Source organism: Limosilactobacillus equigenerosi DSM 18793 = JCM 14505, from assembly GCF_001311375.1.
GTDB lineage: Bacteria > Bacillota > Bacilli > Lactobacillales > Lactobacillaceae > Limosilactobacillus > Limosilactobacillus equigenerosi.
Genome location: NZ_BBAS01000014.1, coordinates 1 through 18,457 on the forward strand (window position 1 = coordinate 1; position 18,457 = coordinate 18,457).

The 18,457-nt window shown below is 44.2% G+C and carries 22 protein-coding genes, 1 pseudogene and 1 other annotated feature; of the genes and pseudogenes, 20 read left to right on the top strand and 3 right to left on the bottom strand.

Annotated elements, in window-relative coordinates:
- Positions 1–28: 28 nt before the first annotated feature.
- The 14 genes and pseudogenes from JCM14505_RS06605 (at position 29) to JCM14505_RS06665 (ending at position 12,219) form a co-directional block, all read left to right on the top strand.
- The gene (locus JCM14505_RS06605; RefSeq protein ID WP_082405657.1) at positions 29–601 is read left to right on the top strand and encodes a DivIVA domain-containing protein; all 573 of its coding nucleotides are present in this window, start codon (positions 29–31) and stop codon (positions 599–601) included.
- A gap of 15 nt (positions 602–616) precedes the next feature.
- Positions 617–841, top strand: a binding site (T-box leader).
- A 54-nt stretch (positions 842–895) separates the two neighbouring features.
- Entirely contained in the window at positions 896–3,724 is a 2,829-nt protein-coding gene (gene ileS / locus JCM14505_RS06610) for an isoleucine--tRNA ligase (protein ID WP_054653549.1), read from the top strand.
- A gap of 175 nt (positions 3,725–3,899) precedes the next feature.
- Positions 3,900–4,037, top strand: coding sequence for a hypothetical protein (locus tag JCM14505_RS09030; protein ID WP_156249856.1), 138 nt, complete (start codon positions 3,900–3,902; stop codon positions 4,035–4,037).
- 17 nt (positions 4,038–4,054) lie between these two features.
- Positions 4,055–4,597, top strand: coding sequence for an NUDIX hydrolase (locus JCM14505_RS06615; protein ID WP_054653551.1), 543 nt, complete (start codon positions 4,055–4,057; stop codon positions 4,595–4,597).
- Positions 4,598–4,670: 73 nt separating this feature from the next.
- Complete coding sequence (locus tag JCM14505_RS06620; RefSeq protein WP_156249857.1) at positions 4,671–4,898, top strand: hypothetical protein; 228 nt, start codon at positions 4,671–4,673, stop codon at positions 4,896–4,898.
- A gap of 9 nt (positions 4,899–4,907) precedes the next feature.
- Positions 4,908–5,612 carry a 5'-methylthioadenosine/adenosylhomocysteine nucleosidase gene (locus JCM14505_RS06625; RefSeq protein ID WP_054653555.1) on the top strand — a complete coding sequence of 235 codons (705 nt, stop codon included), beginning with the start codon at positions 4,908–4,910 and terminating at the stop codon, positions 5,610–5,612.
- Positions 5,612–5,952, top strand: a pseudogene (locus JCM14505_RS06630) (cysteine desulfurase). Before JCM14505_RS06625 ends, JCM14505_RS06630 begins: the two are co-directional and overlap by 1 nt.
- Positions 5,953–6,055: 103 nt before the next feature.
- Positions 6,056–7,189: a tRNA 2-thiouridine(34) synthase MnmA gene (mnmA, locus tag JCM14505_RS06635; RefSeq protein WP_054653557.1), complete on the top strand. Its 1,134-nt coding sequence runs from the start codon at positions 6,056–6,058 to the stop codon at positions 7,187–7,189.
- Positions 7,190–7,307: 118 nt separating this feature from the next.
- A complete protein-coding gene (locus tag JCM14505_RS06640; RefSeq protein WP_054653559.1) occupies positions 7,308–7,964 on the top strand; it encodes a histidine phosphatase family protein in 657 nt (218 codons plus the stop codon).
- 12 nt (positions 7,965–7,976) lie between these two features.
- The gene (locus JCM14505_RS06645; protein WP_054653561.1) at positions 7,977–8,642 is read left to right on the top strand and encodes a tetratricopeptide repeat protein; all 666 of its coding nucleotides are present in this window, start codon (positions 7,977–7,979) and stop codon (positions 8,640–8,642) included.
- 27 nt (positions 8,643–8,669) lie between these two features.
- Complete coding sequence (locus JCM14505_RS06650; protein ID WP_054653563.1) at positions 8,670–9,899, top strand: helix-hairpin-helix domain-containing protein; 1,230 nt, start codon at positions 8,670–8,672, stop codon at positions 9,897–9,899.
- A gap of 26 nt (positions 9,900–9,925) precedes the next feature.
- Positions 9,926–10,186 carry an AAA family ATPase gene (locus JCM14505_RS10110; RefSeq protein ID WP_305068863.1) on the top strand — a complete coding sequence of 87 codons (261 nt, stop codon included), beginning with the start codon at positions 9,926–9,928 and terminating at the stop codon, positions 10,184–10,186.
- 28 nt (positions 10,187–10,214) lie between these two features.
- Positions 10,215–11,180, top strand: coding sequence for an ATP-dependent DNA helicase (locus JCM14505_RS06660; RefSeq protein ID WP_162200501.1), 966 nt, complete (start codon positions 10,215–10,217; stop codon positions 11,178–11,180).
- A gap of 61 nt (positions 11,181–11,241) precedes the next feature.
- Positions 11,242–12,219, top strand: a complete 978-nt coding sequence (locus JCM14505_RS06665) for a ribose-phosphate diphosphokinase (protein ID WP_054653569.1) — start codon at positions 11,242–11,244, stop codon at positions 12,217–12,219.
- A 121-nt stretch (positions 12,220–12,340) separates the two neighbouring features.
- Here JCM14505_RS06665 and JCM14505_RS06670 read toward each other — a convergent pair whose 3' ends face one another.
- Together JCM14505_RS06670 and JCM14505_RS06675 are read right to left on the bottom strand one after the other, a co-directional pair.
- On the bottom strand, positions 12,341–12,709 hold the full coding sequence (locus tag JCM14505_RS06670) for a Spx/MgsR family RNA polymerase-binding regulatory protein (protein WP_369395513.1): 369 nt from the start codon (positions 12,707–12,709) through the stop codon (positions 12,341–12,343).
- A gap of 164 nt (positions 12,710–12,873) precedes the next feature.
- Positions 12,874–13,086, bottom strand: a complete 213-nt coding sequence (locus JCM14505_RS06675) for a DNA-directed RNA polymerase subunit epsilon (protein ID WP_054653571.1) — start codon at positions 13,084–13,086, stop codon at positions 12,874–12,876.
- 230 nt (positions 13,087–13,316) lie between these two features.
- Here JCM14505_RS06675 and JCM14505_RS06680 point away from each other — a divergent pair, with 230 nt between their 5' ends.
- Positions 13,317–13,619 carry a hypothetical protein gene (locus tag JCM14505_RS06680; RefSeq protein ID WP_054653573.1) on the top strand — a complete coding sequence of 101 codons (303 nt, stop codon included), beginning with the start codon at positions 13,317–13,319 and terminating at the stop codon, positions 13,617–13,619.
- Between the two features lie 270 nt (positions 13,620–13,889).
- On the opposite strand, the gene def is transcribed toward JCM14505_RS06680, so the two are convergent.
- Positions 13,890–14,450 (bottom strand): peptide deformylase, encoded by a 561-nt coding sequence (gene def / locus JCM14505_RS06685; RefSeq protein ID WP_054653575.1) that lies wholly within the window; start codon positions 14,448–14,450, stop codon positions 13,890–13,892.
- Between the two features lie 118 nt (positions 14,451–14,568).
- Between def and yaaA the strand changes: the two genes are divergently transcribed.
- The 5 genes from yaaA (at position 14,569) to typA (ending at position 18,394) form a co-directional block, all read left to right on the top strand.
- A complete protein-coding gene (gene yaaA, locus JCM14505_RS06690) occupies positions 14,569–15,294 on the top strand; it encodes a peroxide stress protein YaaA (RefSeq protein WP_056995359.1) in 726 nt (241 codons plus the stop codon).
- A gap of 73 nt (positions 15,295–15,367) precedes the next feature.
- Complete coding sequence (locus JCM14505_RS06695) at positions 15,368–15,652, top strand: UPF0223 family protein (RefSeq protein ID WP_054653579.1); 285 nt, start codon at positions 15,368–15,370, stop codon at positions 15,650–15,652.
- Positions 15,652–15,831, top strand: coding sequence for a hypothetical protein (locus JCM14505_RS09715; protein WP_225352296.1), 180 nt, complete (start codon positions 15,652–15,654; stop codon positions 15,829–15,831). The genes JCM14505_RS06695 and JCM14505_RS09715 overlap by 1 nt, the downstream gene beginning before the upstream one ends.
- On the top strand, positions 15,771–16,421 hold the full coding sequence (locus JCM14505_RS06700; protein ID WP_225352297.1) for an inositol monophosphatase family protein: 651 nt from the start codon (positions 15,771–15,773) through the stop codon (positions 16,419–16,421). The genes JCM14505_RS09715 and JCM14505_RS06700 overlap by 61 nt, the downstream gene beginning before the upstream one ends.
- Before the next feature lie 128 nt (positions 16,422–16,549).
- Positions 16,550–18,394, top strand: coding sequence for a translational GTPase TypA (gene typA / locus JCM14505_RS06705; RefSeq protein ID WP_054653581.1), 1,845 nt, complete (start codon positions 16,550–16,552; stop codon positions 18,392–18,394).
- The last annotated feature ends 63 nt before the right edge of the window (positions 18,395–18,457 follow it).

An 18,457-nucleotide genomic window follows, 5' to 3' on the forward strand; every position in this document is an offset into this window, starting at 1 on the left:
CCTTTAAAACGGCAACCATTGAAAAAAAATTCAAGCATTAGAAAATGAAAACCGAGAATTAACGGAAAAAGTCCAAGCTAGTACGGATAAGTTAAAGTACTTAAATGATTTAAAGGATTCCTTAAATAAATCAATTTTAGTGGCGCAAGAAGCGGCAGCTAAAGTAAAGTCAAACGCGGAACGGGAAGCTAATATTACGTTACAAGAAGCACAACAAGAAGCAGAACGCATTATGCAAGCCGCCAATCAACGCGTAACTAATGTTTACAAAGAAGCTGCCGATACAACCACGCGTTTAAAGACGGCGTCCGGTGATTTGAAGACAACGTTACGGGTTTTCAAGCAACGCTTACAAGTGATGATTGAATCGCAACTGGAAGTGGTCAATGGCCAGGATTGGGAACAATTATTGGCCGATGATGATTTTACCCAATTAGCAGAATTAGAAAAGATTTTATCAGCACGACTTGACAACAATTCAGTCGCAAGTGTAAAATCATCTGCAACTAATCAAACTACAGATCAAGCGGTTGCTGCTGAAACACCAGCGACAGCACCGACGGGGGAAACGGTAGTTGTTTTCCCTGATGATGAGAAGTAGGGGATTAAATGAGATTTTAAAGTAATGAGAAAACCCCATTAATTCTTTATTGGTCGTTAATAGCGAGCTAGCAATTGGTGAAAGGTTAGCAACGATACAAGGATTAATTATCAATTTTCTCCACGTTAAACTGAATTTAAGTAAGTTTAACCGGTTCATCACCGTTATTCAATGATGAGCGATTGCGAGTTATGAGCAGTCGGAAATTGGGTGGTACCACGAGCACGGCTCGTCCCTTGGCGGACAGTCGTGCTTTTTTATTACTTTAAAATCCGAAACTGAGGAGGATTTAAGATGAAAGTCAAAGATACTTTAAATCTTGGAAAGACCAAGTTTCCCATGCGGGGACATCTTCCAGAACGGGAAGGTCAACGTGAACAATTATGGGAAGAAAATAAAGTTTACGAACAACGACAAAAATTAAACGAAGGCAAGCCAAGCTTTGTCTTACATGATGGCCCTCCATATGCCAATGGTCCAATTCATATTGGGCACGCTATGAACAAGATTAGTAAGGACTTTATTGTTCGTTACAAGTCAATGACGGGTTACCGGGCGCCATATGTGCCAGGTTGGGATACGCATGGTTTACCAATTGAACAACAATTAACCAAGGAAGGTTATGACCGGAAGAAGATGTCCTTGACGGAATTCCGGGACCTTTGTCGTGAATACGCCTTAGGTCAAGTTGAACGGCAAAAGGCCGGTTTTAAGCGCCTTGGAGTAACGGGTGAATGGGATAACCCATACCTAACGTTACACAAGGAATTTGAAGCAGCGCAAATTAAAGTCTTTGGGGCCTTTGCCGAAAAAGGGTTATTATACCGTGGGAAAAAGCCCGTTTACTGGTCATGGTCATCTGAATCAGCCTTAGCGGAAGCCGAAGTTGATTATAAAGATATCACTTCACACACTGCCTTTTATACAGAAAAAGTTAAGGACGGGAAAGGCGTGTTAGACAACAACACGTACTTCTTAGTTTGGACGACGACGCCATGGACGATTCCGGCTTCCGAAGGGATCACGGTCGGCGCGGACTTTGATTACACGGTCTTTACGCATGATGATGATCCAAAGCAATACGTGGCCGCCAGTGAATTAGTAGCTAAGTTAGCTGACAAATTTGGTTGGGATAACTTGCAAACGGTTAAGACCTTAAAGGGGGCTGACCTGGAATACATTACGGCGGAACATGCCTTTGCGAGTGTTGATGAATTCTATCAAGACCGCGAAGTTTTAGTCATGCTTGGTGACTTCGTAACGACTAGCGACGGGACGGGATTAGTTCATACGGCGCCTGGTTACGGGGACGATGACTACCGAGTTGGTTTGAAGTATGGTTTACCAGTCTTTGCGCCAGTTGACGACCAAGGACGCCAAACGGAAGAAGCCGGTCCGGACTTTGCGGGGGTCTTCTACCAAGATTCCGAACAAATCTCATTGGACAAGTTAGCCCAAGCGGGTCTCTTGATTTTACAAGAAGATATTGAACACAGTTATCCATTTGACTGGCGGACGAAGCAACCAATTATTTTCCGGGCGACCGATCAATGGTTTGTTTCCATTGATAAGATGCGCGAAGACATCTTAAACGCCGTGGATGAAGTAACTTACTACCCAGCGTGGGGGAAGACGCGGTTACGGAACATGCTTAAAGATCGTGGTGACTGGGTTATCTCTCGGCAACGGGTCTGGGGGGTTCCATTACCAATCTTCTACGCCGAAGATGGCACGCCAATCATGACGAAGGAAACGATTGATCATGTAGCGGACTTATTCCGTGAATATGGCTCAAACGTGTGGTTTGAACGGGATGCCAAGGACTTATTACCGGACGGCTTCACCAGTGAACATTCACCAAATGGCGAATTCACGAAGGAAACGGACATTATGGACGTTTGGTTTGATTCTGGTTCTTCTCACCAAGGGGTCTTAGCAGAACGTGATTACTTAACGTATCCAGCGGATCTTTACTTAGAAGGTTCTGACCAATACCGGGGTTGGTTTAACTCTAGTTTGATTACCAGTGTCGTGGTTTCCGGTCATGCACCATACAAGGCAATCCTTTCCCAAGGGTTTACGCTTGATGGTGAAGGTAAGAAGATGAGTAAGTCAGTCGGGAATGTCATTGATCCGAATGATGTGGTCCAAAAGATGGGGGCAGAAATCATCCGGCTTTGGGTGATGAGTGCTGATACGTCGGCTGACGTGCGGGTTTCTATGGGAACCTTACAACAAATGTCGGAAGCTTATCGGAAGTTACGGAATACGTTCCGGTTCCTCTTAGCCAACACGAGTGACTTTGATCCAAAGACGAACACGGTTGCTTATGAAGACTTACAAAGTGTTGATCAATACATGTTAGTGAAGTACAACCGCTTTGTGGCTCAAATGCGCTCCTACATGGATGAATACAACTTCTTAGATGCTGACAAGTTATTAATCAACTTTGTGAACAATGACTTGTCAGCCTTCTACATGAACATTGCTAAGGATGTCTTATACATCGATGCTAAGGACTCAACGAACCGGCGCTCAATGCAAACGGTCTTCTACGAAATCTTAGTTGGGATGACGAAGTTGTTAACGCCATTCTTGCCACATACAACGGAAGAAGTTTGGGAATACTTACCAGAACCAGAAGACTTTGTTCAATTAACGGAAATTCCGGATGCCCAAACGTTTGCTAATGAAGCGGACTTGTTAGCGACGTGGGATGCCTTTATGCAATTGCGGACGCACGTCTTAAAGGCCCTTGAAACGGCTCGGGATGACAAGATGATTGGGAAGTCACTTGAAGCCCAAGCCACCCTTTACGTGACACCAAGTCAACAAGCAACTTTGGAAGCATTAAATGCGAGTGTTGAATTAATGCTTGGGGTTTCAGCCGTGCATGTTCATGCTGCCGATGAAGCACCAGCCAGTGCAACGAGCTTTGATGACAAGTTTGCCGTTGAAGTGACGCCAGCAACTGGTAAGACGTGTGAACGGTGTCGGATGGTTAAGGAAAGCGTTGGCGCTGATCGTGACTTACCACAACTTTGTGACCGGTGTGCTGCCTTAGTCCGGGAACACTTCCCAGTGGCGGTAACGGAAGGTTTTGAAGTGAAGGAAGCTAAGTAATAGTTTGCTTGGTACCTTGATATCGAACGCTAAGTTAAGTTTATAAATGTGGTAAAATACCAAGTAGCTATACATAGTTACTTGGTATTTTTTTGTGAGGAAGATAAAATGATTACAGGAACAGTAACAAAATTTGATGCTGCTAAAGGCAATGGGATGATTCAAACGCCGGCCGATGGTGAAATTTTTTTTCCGGCAACGGAGTATTGAAAACCGTCGGAATCGTGACGTGCAGGTGGGCCAATTGATGGGCTTTGTTATTGTCGAAGCACAATATGGTCCCCAAGCGGCTCATTTAAAGATGATTGATTAATTGAGGGAGACAGCGCCATGGATTTGACAGAAAAAACGACCCGGCGACAATCAATATATCAGGGGTTAATCATCGATGTTGAGGTCTTAGATGTTCAAACACCGCACGGCTTAGCGGCTAAGCGGGAAGTAGTTCATCATGCGCCAGCAGTGGCCATTTTGGCAGTCAATGATCAAAACCAATTCGTTTTAGAGCGCCAATGGCGGACGGCGGTAAACGGTGTAACGTGGGAAATTCCAGCGGGGAAGTTAGATGACCGCGATGCTACGCAGCCATTAGTAGCGGCTAAACGGGAGCTCAACGAAGAAACTCGCCTCCAAGCAGGACGCTGGGAGCTCATTAATGCTAGTTATCCGTCAGTTGGCTTTTCTGATGAAGTGATTAGTCTTTACTTAGCGACGCAATTAGCTACAGTTGCAGCTGAATTGCCACAAGATCGGGATGAACAAATTGAATTAACGTGGGTTGATTTACCAACTGCTTTAACGATGGTGAAAACCGGTGAAATTCAAGATATGAAAACGATTATGGCGATTTATTACTGGGCAAGTCAAAATTAAGGGGGATTAGCGTGAATGAAGAAACCCCACAACCAACGCGGCGCCGACAAGATCGGCAGCCAGCTACGCCTTGGTGGAAAAAAAACTAAAATTGCTGGTACACCGGCAGGCCCCTAGCGCCATGGTGGATCCGGATACAACGCCGGAACCAGTTTATCCAACACGGGAACAAGCTCGCTTAGCCAATATTGATCAAGCCCGCTTAGCTCGGGCGGCGCAAATGAAAGTGAAGCTCAATATTGTGATTGGGATTTTAGTGGGCCTAATTATTATTGTTTATTTAATTTTATTTTTACTTTAGGAGGAAACAATGCGTTACGGAATTATTTGTGCGATGCCAGAAGAATTAGCTACCCTAACGGAAGCGTTAGCTGATAGCCAAACGAAAGAAATTGCGGGTAAGACTTATTACTTTGGCACGTTATCGAACCAACCAGTAGTGTTAGTAGAATCGGGGATTGGTAAAGTTGAAGCCGCGATTACCGCTGAACATTTAATTGCTGATTGTGGAGCTACGGTCTTGATTAATTCTGGTTCTGCGGGGGGGATTGGCCAAGGTTTGAAGGTCGGCGATGTCGTGATTGCTACCCAAACGGCTTATCATGATGTTGATGTGACCGCTTTTGGTTATGAATATGGGCAATTACCAGCGCCGCAACCAGCTCGTTATCCGGCGGATGCTGATTTAGTCGCCGCCTTAACCAAAGCGGGCGAAGCGACGGGGCTGACAATCCACCAAGGTTTAATTGTGACTGGGGACCAATTTGTGGCTAGTCAAGCACAGTTAGATCAAATTTTAACGCACTTCCCGGAAAGCTTATCGGCGGAAATGGAAGGGGCAGCGGTCGCGCAAGTTGCAAATGACCACCAAGTACCATATGCCGTGGTTCGGGCCATGTCAGATACTGGTGATGAAAGTGCAAATGTAAGTTTTGATGAATTTATTATTGAAGCTGGTAAACAATCAGCGGCGATGTTGTTAGCCCTGTTTCAAGCGCAAGCGGAGGAAGCCTAATGGAATTTGCAGCTAAACAAACTATTCCAAATTCGACGATTACCTATGCTATTAGCCCGGAAATTAAGCAATATACGTTACTTGATCTTGCTTTGAAAAAACCAAAGCCGGCAACTTTAAATATAGCGGGAGTTTAGATCGGCAAAATCCATTTCAACCGGCGGCTAAATTAAACTTAATGGTTAATGCTGATTTGACCGGTTTTAAACTTAGTCTGGTCAATGCCACGGGCATGAAGCCAGTGAATATTTTTAAATTAACTCGCGCAGATGAATTTAAAACCCAATTAGATTTTATTATGGCTGAAATGGTCGACCGGGGGATTTTTGTCCAAGCATAAAAATATGCATTAGCGCGCTGAATTTGTTACAATTGACAAGCTGAACATGCGACCTTCAATCGTAGAGCGTTCAGAAATCTACATAGAAATGATGGTGAACTGCATGGCTGATAATAGTCATACCCGCGTAGTTGTGGGGATGAGTGGTGGTGTCGACTCGTCCGTAACGGCTTTATTATTAAAGCAACAAGGCTACGATGTGGTGGGAGTTTTTATGAAAAACTGGGATGACACTGATGAAAATGGCGTTTGTACCGCCACGGAAGACTTTAAGGACGTGGCCAAAGTTGCCACGCAAATTGGGATTCCATATTATTCCGTTAATTTTGAAAAGGAATACTGGGATCGAGTTTTTACGTACTTCTTAGATGAATATAAGAAGGGGCGGACGCCGAACCCTGATGTGGTCTGCAACAAAGAAATTAAGTTTAAGGCCTTTATTGAATATGCGAACCAATTAGGGGCGGATTATGTGGCCACGGGGCATTACGCGGATGTGAAGCGGGATGCCAATGGTAACATGCACTTAATGCGGGCCAAGGATCAAAATAAGGATCAAACTTACTTTTTAAGTCAATTGGATCACGCCCAATTAGATAAGGTGATGTTCCCGTTAGCGAACTTAACGAAGCCAGAAATTCGGCAAATTGCCGAAGAAAATGGTTTAGCTACGGCCAAGAAAAAGGACTCCGTCGGAATTTGTTTTATTGGGGAAGACGGGAACTTCCGGAACTTCTTAAGCCAATACATTCCGGCACAACCAGGCGAAATGCAAACCCTGGATGGAAAAGTGGTTGGACACCATGCTGGTTTGATGTACTACACGATTGGTCAACGCAAGGGCCTTGGCCTGGGAAGTACCAAGGAAAGTACGGAACCATGGTTTGTGATTGGGAAAGACCAAAGCAAGAATATTTTATACGTGGGGCAAGGATACGATAACGAAAACTTGATTGCCACGCATTTAGAAGCCAGTGATATTCACTGGGTTGATGATGTGGTTGCCGAATACGGGGAAGAATTCCACTGTACGGCGAAGTTCCGTTACCGGCAAAAAGATGTTGGCGTAACGGTTAAGTTAAACGCTGATCATACGATGGTGACGGTCACGTTCGATGACCCAGCGCGGTCGATTACGCCGGGCCAAGCGGTTGTCTTCTACGATGGCCAAGAATGTTTGGGGAGCGCGATTATTGATCGGGCCTTCAATCAAACACGGCAATTACAATATGTTTAATTAGGGCATGAGGCTGGTGAAAAAATTCCCAGCCTTTTTGTTTTTAAAAGCGCCCCATGTTGGTAATTATTTGGTATGATTATCAGTGATAGATGGAGAAATGAGGGAGCAAGGTACGATGACTAAATTATATTTAATTCGGCATGGAAAAACAGAATGGAATTTAGCAGGTCGGTATCAAGGCGCTAATGGTAATTCACCATTGCTACCACAAAGTCATCAAGATATTGTACGATTGGCAAGTTATTTAGCCGGTCACCAATTTGCGGCGGCCTATACGAGTCCATTATTACGGGCTAAAGAAACGGCGACGGAATTGGTAGCCGCCCTCGATACGACGATTCCGTTAGTAGTTGAACCGGGCTTACGAGAAGTCAATTTAGGGCAATTAGAAGGAATGTATTTTACTGATGCTGAGAAGCGGTGGCCCCGTTTGATTGATGATTTTCATCATCATGCGGACCGGTATAATGCGTCCTTGATTAATGGGGAATCATTTGAAGCGGTGATTGAGCGGATGAAGGCGGCGTTTGCAAACATTGCGCAAGCTCATCCAAATGAAGCGGTGTTAGTAGTTTCCCATGGGGCAGCTCTTAATGCGGGAATCAATGGCGCCTTAGGTAGTGATTTAGTACATCTGAAGGATCGTGGTGGCCTAAGTAATACCTCAACCACAATTTTAGAAACGTTGGATGGTGGTCAGACGTTTACGTTACTTGATTGGAATAATACCGCTTATTTAGACCGTGAATCAGATCCAACCGACACAATTTAGGAGGACAAACAAATGGCAAAACAATTAGCATCAAAGCAATCAGAAAAATTAGTCCACAACTTAGTTGAAGCGATTGATCAAGAACCAACTAAATTTAATAATTACTACGAATTGGGGTCATTATTAACACGGTTGCAAGATTATGCTCAAGCTGAAGAATTGTTAATGAAGGCCTTAGGGATTTTTGAAGCGCGGGAAGATCAACGCGCCGTTGACTTCCTAAAGTATGGGCTGGGTAATTTATACTACACGGTTGATAAAATTGATGATGCAATTAAGTACTACAACCAAGTCACGGATCAAAATTTAAAGGCGGATGCGTACTTAATGTTAGCCCAAAGTTACGTGAAGAAGCAGGATTACAAGCGGGCCGTCATGTACGGTTTAACGGCTTATGAATCCCGGCCAGCCGATCCCGAAATTGCCCAAGTTTTAGGCGATGCGTTCTTAGCGACCGGTGAATTTAAGCTTGCAGCACAATACTATGATCAAATTTTACGGCGCCATCCTGGCCGGGCTGATACGCAATTTAACCGGGGGTTGGTAGCTATGGCGTTAGGTGAAGCTTATACGGATTACTTAACCCAAGCACAACAATTGGATCCAGATTTTTATCAAGCAAGTGAACAACGAATTGCAGAAATCAAAGCGACATTGGAACAATTAGACGTTGATTAAGGATGATCAAGGGAGGAGAAACAAGTTATGGCGAAAGCGACCACGACCGATTACAATACTCCCGTGCAACATTTAGAATCAGTAACGACGACAGGCCCTACCTCGTTCATCGGCACCGTTGAACGGGTGATTTTTAATCGGGGCCTGTTTTATATTGCTGCCGTGACGGTGGAGTCAGCTGAATTTGAATGGGACACGAATACGATTACGGTCACGGGACAATTAGGGGAAATTAAAGAGGGTGACCATTATGAATTTGATGGTCGGGTGGTTGATAACCCTCGCTATGGGTTGCAATTTAGTAGTACTGGTGGTCATGCGGTCATGCCGAAAAATGCCAAAGAATTAGCCCGGTTAATTCGCGGGCGAAGTTTAGGAATCAGTCGACCGGCTAGTGTCAGTCGCCAAATTTTTCAAGCCTTGGGTGAGACCGCAGTGAAACGGCTCCTTGATGATCCGAGCTTAATTGAGACCGTGCCGGATTTAGAATATGAAATTAAAGCAGCGTTGCGACCGTTGTTTGAACAATTAGGGTACGGTAGTTCGACGGTTCAAATTATTCAACGGTTAAAGTCGCTTGGGTTTACCGAATGGATGGTGAATGTGATTTTTGACCGCTATGGAGCGCAAACGTTAACGCAATTAGATGAAAATCCCTATCAGTTAGCCGTTGATTTACAAGCCCGGGGATTAAGTTTTAATCAAATTGATGTGATGGCCCAAAATACGATGCAAATGGCTAGTGATGATGACCGGCGCTTGGCGGCTGCTTTATTATGTCAAACGCAATCGTTAGCCGAACAGCAAGGTGGTAGTTATGTTGACCAAAAGCAAGTTTTACAAAGCTGTTTAATGGGCTTAAACGCTAATGGTCAAGCGGTAAGTTCAACGAAACTAGAAACGGTCTATCAACAATTATTGACGAAGCATCAATTGTATTACGAAGCGGATACGGGGGTGTATCCGGCGACGTTGTATCAAGCTGAATGGTCAATTGCCAAGCGTTTGAAAGCATTAGTCACCCAAACCATGGCGATTGATGAGCAACAAGTTGCGCCAATTTTAGATCAAGTGGCGACTGAACAAGCCATTGAGTATGATGACATTCAACGCGCCGCCATGACCAAAGCTTTAACTAATTCAGTGATGTTACTAACTGGGGGACCGGGAACGGGGAAAACGACCATTTTAAATGGAATTGTGCAAAGTTACCTGAAGTTACATGCTGATAAAGCGAAGCCAATATTAAACTCGTAGCCCCAACCGGCCGGGCCGCGAAGCAGATTAATGGGGTTACGGGAATTGAAGCGAGTACGATTCACCGTTTGCTGGGCTTAACGGTGGACACCGATCCTGAAATGATGCTTGAAACCGGTGATTTAACGCAATTAAATGGTGATTTAATCATTGTGGATGAAATGTCAATGACGAGTACGCGGTTATTTGCCACCTTATTAGCCGCCGTGGGAAAAGATTGTCAGTTAATTTTAGTAGGAGATGTTGATCAACTGCCATCAGTGGGACCGGGCCAAGTTTTTTTATGATCTATTAAATGATGATCACTTACCCCAAATGCGATTAACGCATATTTATCGACAAGCATCCGATTCGTCAATCATTCCCTTAGCGCAACGGATTAATACCGGGGAAGTCGATGAGGACTTCTTTGCGCCAACGCCCGCGAATAAGTATGCGCGGCGACAATTTGTGCCGGCCCAAGCTACTAACGTCACGACGATGGTAGGGAAAATTTTGCAATTATATCAAAACCAACATCAACAACAATTGATGGATATGCAGGTTTTAACGCCGTTCCATGCCGGACCTTCTGGCACGATTGCCCTTAATCAGTCACTACAAGCATTATTAAATCCACCGACAGCGACGAAACCCGAATGGGCGGTTAACGAGCAACAGGTACTGCGGGTTGGTGATAAAGTGATGCAAACCGTGAATGATGCCGATCGGAATGTCTTTAATGGGGACGTGGGCATTATTAAAACCTTGGAAGGAAATAGCGTGACGAATGGGGATTCCAAGGCAAAATTTAGTTTGAAGATGACCGTTGATTTTGATGGTCAAGAAGTCGAGTATGAACGCCCCAGTCAAGCACTAGCACTCCAACTGGCTTATTGTATGACGATTCATAAATCGCAAGGGAGTCAATCGCCAGTTGTAGTGATTCCGTTGTTGGCCGAACAATTTCGTAAGCTAGGTCAACGTGATACGATTTTACATCGGAATTTGTTGTATACAGCGGTCACCCGGACATCCCGGGCCCTAGTAATGCTTGGTTCGCCGGCAGCATTTGTAGCGTGTGCTCAGTCGCCAACGGTTTATCGGGCAACCTCGCTCGGGGAACGTTTATTAGCGGTTTGGGATGAAACGAACGAGAATCAAGCAACGCCCGGACAGGCGAAAAATAAGTTAAGTTCGGAAACATTATCGGAACCAAGTCGCTTAACTCCGGCATTAGTGGAAGCCCAAGCAATCGATCCATTAATTGGAATGGATGGCATCAAACCTGGGGGCGAATAAGACTTGCTCTTGGCGAAAAAGACTGGGATAATAAGAAGAAATGTTTTGAAAGGAATTGATTATGACGAAGATGCAAGATGCAAGCAACGTGCGGTTGTTTGCTTTAAATTCAAATCCTGAGTTAGCCCAAGCGGTTTCGAAGCACTTAGGAGTTGAATTATCGGAAAGTACGGTTAGCCATTTTGCGGATGGTGAAATTGCGATTACGATTAATGAGAGTGTGCGGGGCTGTGAAGTTTATGTGATTCAATCGGTTAGTGAACCGGTGAATGATAACTTAATGGAATTGTTGATTATGGTCGATGCGTTACGCCGGGCAAGTGCCAAAAAGGTGAACGTAGTGATGCCATATTATGGTTATGCGCGCCAAGATCGGAAAGCCCGCTCCCGGGAACCAATTACGGCTAAATTAGTGGCTAATTTATTGGAAATCGATCAAATCGACCGCTTAATCGCCGTTGATTTACATGCCCCACAAGTGCAAGGGTTCTTTGATATTCCAGTTGATCATTTACAAGCCGCCCCAACGATGGCAAAGTATTTCTTAGATCAACAATTTACAGATGACGTAGTGGTAGTTTCGCCTGATCATGCCGGGATGACATTAGCCCGGCACTTTGCTGAATTATTAGGTGACGAAACTGGGGTGGCCGTAGTTGATAAACGGACCGAAGCTACGCGGGAAAATCCTGATTTACAAATGCCAGAAATGATTATTGGTGATGTTGCAGATAAGGTTGCCATTATTGTGGATGATATTGTTGATACTGGAAATCGGTTAGCTAGTTCAGCACAATTAGTTAAGAAGATGGGGGCTAAAGTGGTCTATGCCGTGGCGACGCACCCAGTCTTATCTGAACATGCCGTGAATAAAATTGAAGCTTCGCCAATTGAAAAGTTAGTGGTTACGGATACAATTGTGATTCCAGCGGAAAAGCAATCAGCGAAGTTAGTGCAATTATCCATGGCACCGGTAATTGCTGAAGCGATTGCGTTGATTCATAATCATAAATCAATTCATAAGTTATTCCAATTATAAAATTATAAAAAAAATAAAACGAGTCCAGTTGGGCTCGTTTTATTTTACTAATGATTTTGAATGGTGACCGGTTCCGGTTGGTCATAAGGGCGATTCGGAGAAATATGGTCAATCAAACGATTTAACTCCAAGCGACGTTGGCGTTTTGGTACAAAGACGCCCATTTTTCTTGATCAAAGCCAGTGACTAATTTAGTATCATTAAAAATAATTGGATTTCGTAAAATGTGTGGATTGTCGCTTGCTAACTGCATAAATTGATTCATTGTGATCTGATCAAGGTCTAAATTTAATTCCTTTGTGGCCCGCGACCGTTTGGAAAGTAATTCTTCGGTGCCATCGTATGAAATTGATAATAAGTCTAAAACTTCATGGGTCGTTAATGGTTCTTTATCTAAGTTTCGTTGGTTAACTGCGATCCCGTGTTGCGTAAACCATTGGACCGCTTTCCGCTTGGAAGGGTCGTTGGTGTGAAAGTATAAGTTAATCATATTAAATGTCCCTCCTTGGGTAGTAATTATTTTTTATTTTACTGGGTTTGATTTAAATTACTAGGGGAACGGCCACTTATTAACTAAATCTTTACTACTCTTAAACTTTTCTTAAGAATTAAAAAACCTCGCTACTCAATTATTGAACAGCGAGGGGAATTTAATTAAAGTGTCGTGATTTGGAAATCAGGACTCTTTTGTTCGTAAGCTAACGTAGCATCGTCTAAGGCTTGGATTAATTCAATGTTGTAATCCGTCTTAGTTTCAACTAATTTACGGGCTTCGGCTAAGGAAGCGGCTTCAATATAAATTGACTTTGTGCTTTCCCGGCGTGGGGTTTGTGTCTTAGTTTCTTGGAAATAAATCTTAAACGTCATGATTAACTCCTTGTCATTTTCTCAATATTAGTATCTTACCATACTTTGGGCGTGGTATGCTTAATTAAAACAGGAGGAATTAATAAAAATGATAATTACTATTTTGCTTATCCTATTGGCGCTAATTTTATTAGCAGGAGTAGGGGTAGCGATTAAATACCATAACCATCAAGTTGAATTAAAAAAAACAACAAGCAGCTCAACAAGCTACCGACAAGATTGTTTTTCCAGTGTTAGCAGCGCATTTACCAGCCGGGACGTATCGGAAACACTCTCAATTAACATCACGAATGTGGGGACAAGGGGTGCATGCGTTCGAGTATAAAGTTGACATCACAAATTGTGATCGAGAAGCTTTGAAGTGGCTGAGTGCGAATCAAGTACAAGCAGCTTTGGAGGCAGCTAAGGCACCGGTGCCGGTCAAAATTACGGATTGGTGGTTTCATCAAACGACCCTCCATTTTGATGTGGCGTATGTGTCGAATCCAGCTACGCAACAATATTTAGCCGATTTAAAAAAAATTATAAAATGAAGCCGGGACTAAGCAACGTACGCGCTACTTAGTCCCGGCTTTAACGTTATGATACGGTGATTTTAACGCTCGGTTCGCGACCTAGTATTAACTACGTTCGGCGGACAACCACCTAGTCATAACGAAAAACTGACGCTGACGGATATTCTATCCGCCAACGCCAGCTTCAACGTTATGATACGGTGATTTTAACGTCCGCCTCGCGACCTGGATGTAACTACGTTCGCCACGCGGAAGCCTAGTGCCTAACGCGTGGCTCACGACCTATAATTATGACAACAATTGTAAATCGTCAGGTTGGTCATACGGATTATCAGCATTGATGTGGTCGTAGAACAGAACACCAATTAAGTGGTCAAGTTCGTGTTGAACGACAATCGCTGGGTAATCGCGCAACCGTAATTCATGTTGGTTGCCATCTAAATCTTGGTAACGAATTTTAATTTTCTTATGCCGCGGAACATAGCCCGGCACATCGCGGTCCACTGATAAGCAACCTTCACCCTCAGCGAGCGCAATTTCTTGGACTGATTCACTTAAAATGACGGGATTGATTAAGACTTCTTGAATGGCGTGGTCATCATCTTCATCCGGAATTAAGACGGCCGTCATTTGCACCCCATGGTTAACTTGAGGGGCGGCGAGCCCAACACCGGCCCGGAGACCGTATTTTTCGGCGATTTCTTCATCTTGGCTGTTGATTAAGTATTCCATTAGATCATGGGCTAATTGCCGATTTTCATCGGAAAGAGGGAACGTCACTTTTTCAGCCCGCGTTCGTAAGACCGGATTATGATCAGTATCTTGGACAATATCTTTCATTAAGAACATGTTAATTTAACCTCGTTTCGTTTCAATTCTGTCGTCTATTCTATCATAATTGCTAATTAACGGCACGTTAACGGCTGGAACTGGTATAGTTAGGGGAGAAAGTTTGGAGGTAAGGAAAATGCAGATCGTGATGTCACCAGCAAAACAAATGACGACTAGTGATGACTGGGGGCCGGTAACTACGCCCCAATATTTAACCCAAACGCGTCAAATTGTGGCGCAATTACAAGCACTGTCTTTTGCTGAATTACAACAGGTTTGGCGCTGTAGTGATCGATTAGTTGAACAGAATCAGCGACGACTGGCGCAACTAGATTTTCAAACGAAATTAACCCCGGCATTGATGAGTTATACGGGGTTACAGTACCAATCGTTAGCTCCGGGGGTCTTAACGCAAAGTGGCCTTGATTATTTACAAGCGCATCTATGGATTTTATCTGCTTTGTATGGAGCGAATCGGCCGTTTGATGGGATCCAACCGTATCGGCTATCATTGGATGATCATTTCCCTGGATCAAACTTAGTTGAAGTTTGGCAGCCAATTTTAGCCTCACAATTCCAAAATGAAGTCATTATTAATTTGGCGAGTCACGAATATGCGCAATTGTTACCGACGCAGGCCACAGTGATTGAAATTGTCTTTCAAGAACCAAATGCTCAAGGTAAGTTAGTTACGAAGGCTACCCGGGCCAAACAGGCGCGGGGCCAATTTGTTCGTTGGTTAGCGGAGCAGCAAATTGATGATCCAGCCCAATTAATAATGTTTAGTGAACTAGGCTATCAATATCAGTCACAATTATCCACGACTACGAAATTAGTTTTTGTTCGATCGCTGACGGATTAAAGCAAGTGGTGGCATATTGACGAAGAATCGACTAGAATGAAACTAAGTTAATAATTGAACAAGGGGGTTAACCATGGCGGGAGGAAATTACGAATATCCATTAGATCAAACTTGGACAATGGATGAAATGATGGCAGTGACAACGATGTATCGAGTGGTTGAAGATGCGTATGAAGTGGGGATTAGTCCTGCTAAAGTATTAAGTGCATATCAAGCATTCAAGCAAGTAGCGAATTCAAAAGCCTACGAAAAACAATTAGGCCGTGAATTTTATCAAGCATCAGGGTATCAGTTGTATGACGTGGTGAAAGCGGCCCAAACCACGACAGCCAAGCAAATTAAGTTGGAGGTACATTAATGAGTGAATTATCAGCATTAGATGAAACAATTCAAAATTTGATGTACGAAGTTGGGGAACGTACGAAAGCGGCGATGACCAAGAAATTGCAAATTGATGAAAAGACCAGCCGCATGACTTGGTCACGGATGTTGATAAGAGTAATGAGCAATTTATTAATCAACGGTTACGCCAATTAGACCCGACGGCTAAGATCGTGAGCGAAGAAGGCTTTGGTGATCAAGTTCATGATTTGGCGGGGCGGGTTTGGATTGTTGATCCGATTGATGGGACGATGAATTTTATTATGGAGCGGGAAAACTTTGCGATTATGTTGGCATTGTATGTGGACGGACAGCCAACGCTAGGTTACATTCTCGACGTCATGAAGAATCGGTTGTACCACGGTGGCCCGGCGTTAGGGGTCTGGGAAAATGAAACTCGCTTGACGCCACCGTTAAATCGAGGGATTCGTGATAGTTTGATTGATGTGAGCTCGTATATCTTAATGAATGATATTCATCATGCTCAAACGGCAGCCCGGGCGGCGCGGAGTATTCGCGTCTTCGGTAGCGCGGGAATTTCCATGACGCAATTAATTACGGGGCGGACAGGCGCTTATATTACGAACTTAAAACCGTGGGATTTAGCCCCCGGACGGGTTCTTTGCGAAGCGTTGGGATTAGTTGTGAAACCAATTGACGACCACCCCTTAGATGTGCTATCATCTAACTTTGTATTAGTAGCGGTGCCAGCCGCTGCCAACGATATTGAACAGTTGATTAACTAGCTTCGTGAATCAAAGGTGATTGACGCTGCCGGGGTGGGCTTTAAAGGGACTGGATTTCCTTTTAGACCCACTCTGTTTTTATGAAATTAACTGCTGAATTTATAAAAAAATCAAAGGGGAATAGAATTTTGAAATTACGTGAAGATATTCGCAACATTGCTATTATCGCCCACGTTGACCACGGTAAGACAACGTTGGTTAACGAAATGTTGAAGCAATCCAATACGTTGCCTGAACACTTCCAAATTGAAGACCGGGCCATGGATACAAACGCCATTGAAAAGGAACGTGGGATTACGATCCTTTCTAAGAACACGGCCGTTAAGGTTGGCGATCACCAAATCAACATCTTAGATACACCTGGACACGCCGACTTCGGTGGTGAAGTTGAACGGGTGATGAAGATGGTTGATGGGGTCTTATTAGTGGTTGATGCCTACGAAGGAACGATGCCACAAACGCGGTTCGTGTTAAAGAAGGCCTTAGAACAACACTTAGTACCAATCGTAGTTGTTAACAAGGTTGACCGTGATGGGGCCCGCCCAGAAGAAGTCGTTGATGAAGTTCTTGACCTCTTTATCGAATTAGGGGCCGATGAAGATCAACTTGACTTCCCAGTGATCTACGCTTCAGCCATGAACGGGACGACGAGTCTTGACCCAGATGTGGCGACGCAAGAACACACGATGCAACCATTATTTGACACGATTATTGACACGATTCCAGCACCGGTTGATAACTCAGATGAACCATTACAATTCCAAGTGGCTATCCTTGATTACAACGATTTCGTTGGTCGGATTGGGGTTGGACGCGTAGTTCGTGGGTCAATTAAGGTTGGTGACCAAGTTTCTGTTATGAAACTTGATGGCTCCAAGCAAAACTTCCGGGTTACGAAACTCTTTGGGTTTGTTGGTTTAAACCGGGTTGAAATTGAATCTGCTAAGGCTGGGGACTTAATTGCCATCTCAGGGATGGAAGAAATTAACGTTGGGGAAACAATCGCCGACGCTGCTAATCCAGAAGCCTTAACGCCATTACGGATTGATCCACCTACGTTACAAATGATGTTCCGGACAAACGATTCCCCATTTGCTGGTCGGGAAGGTAAGTTTGTGACGGCTCGGCAATTAGAAGACCGGTTACGTCAAGAATTGCACACGGATGTTTCGTTACGGGTTGAAGATACGGACGAACCAGGGGCATGGCGTGTGTCTGGTCGGGGTGAATTGCACCTTTCAATCTTGATTGAAACGATTCGGCGGGAAGGTTACGAATTACAAGTTTCCCGTCCCGAAGTTATCTACCGTGACATTGACGGTGTAATGAGTGAACCATTTGAAGAAGTGCAAATTGACACACCAGATGAATACACGGGTTCAATCATCGACTCTGTTGCCAAGCGGAAGGGTGAAATGAAGGTAATGGAACCTTCTAACAACGGGCAAACGCGGTTGATCTTCAACATGCCATCCCGTGGTTTGATTGGTTACTCAACGGAATTCATGTCCATTACTCGTGGTTACGGAATTATGAGCCACATCTTTAGTGGATACGGTCCCGTAATTAAGAACTGGAACCCAGGTCGTCAAAAGGGGACGTTAGTTTCAATGAACGCTGGGAAGGCCACGACTTACGCCATGATGGGGATTGAAAGTCGTGGGACATTAATGATTGACCCAGGGACGGAAGTCTACGAAGGGATGATTGTTGGTGAAAACAGCCGGGAAAACGACATTACGGTTAACATCACTAAGGGTAAGAACCTTACGAACGTCCGGGCTTCTGGTTCTGATGAAATGGCGCGGATTAAGACGCCAACGCACTTGTCATTAGAAGAATCACTTGAATTCTTAAATGATGATGAATACTGTGAAATCACACCAGAAAACGTTCGGTTACGGAAGCAAATTTTGGAAACGAACGCTCGGGAAAAAGCTGCTAAGAAGCGGAAGCAAGCAGCCCGCAAGTAAACATTAAGCAATCGCGACCGCCAGTGCTCGGTAAATTAACCGACTACTGACGGTTGCTTTTGT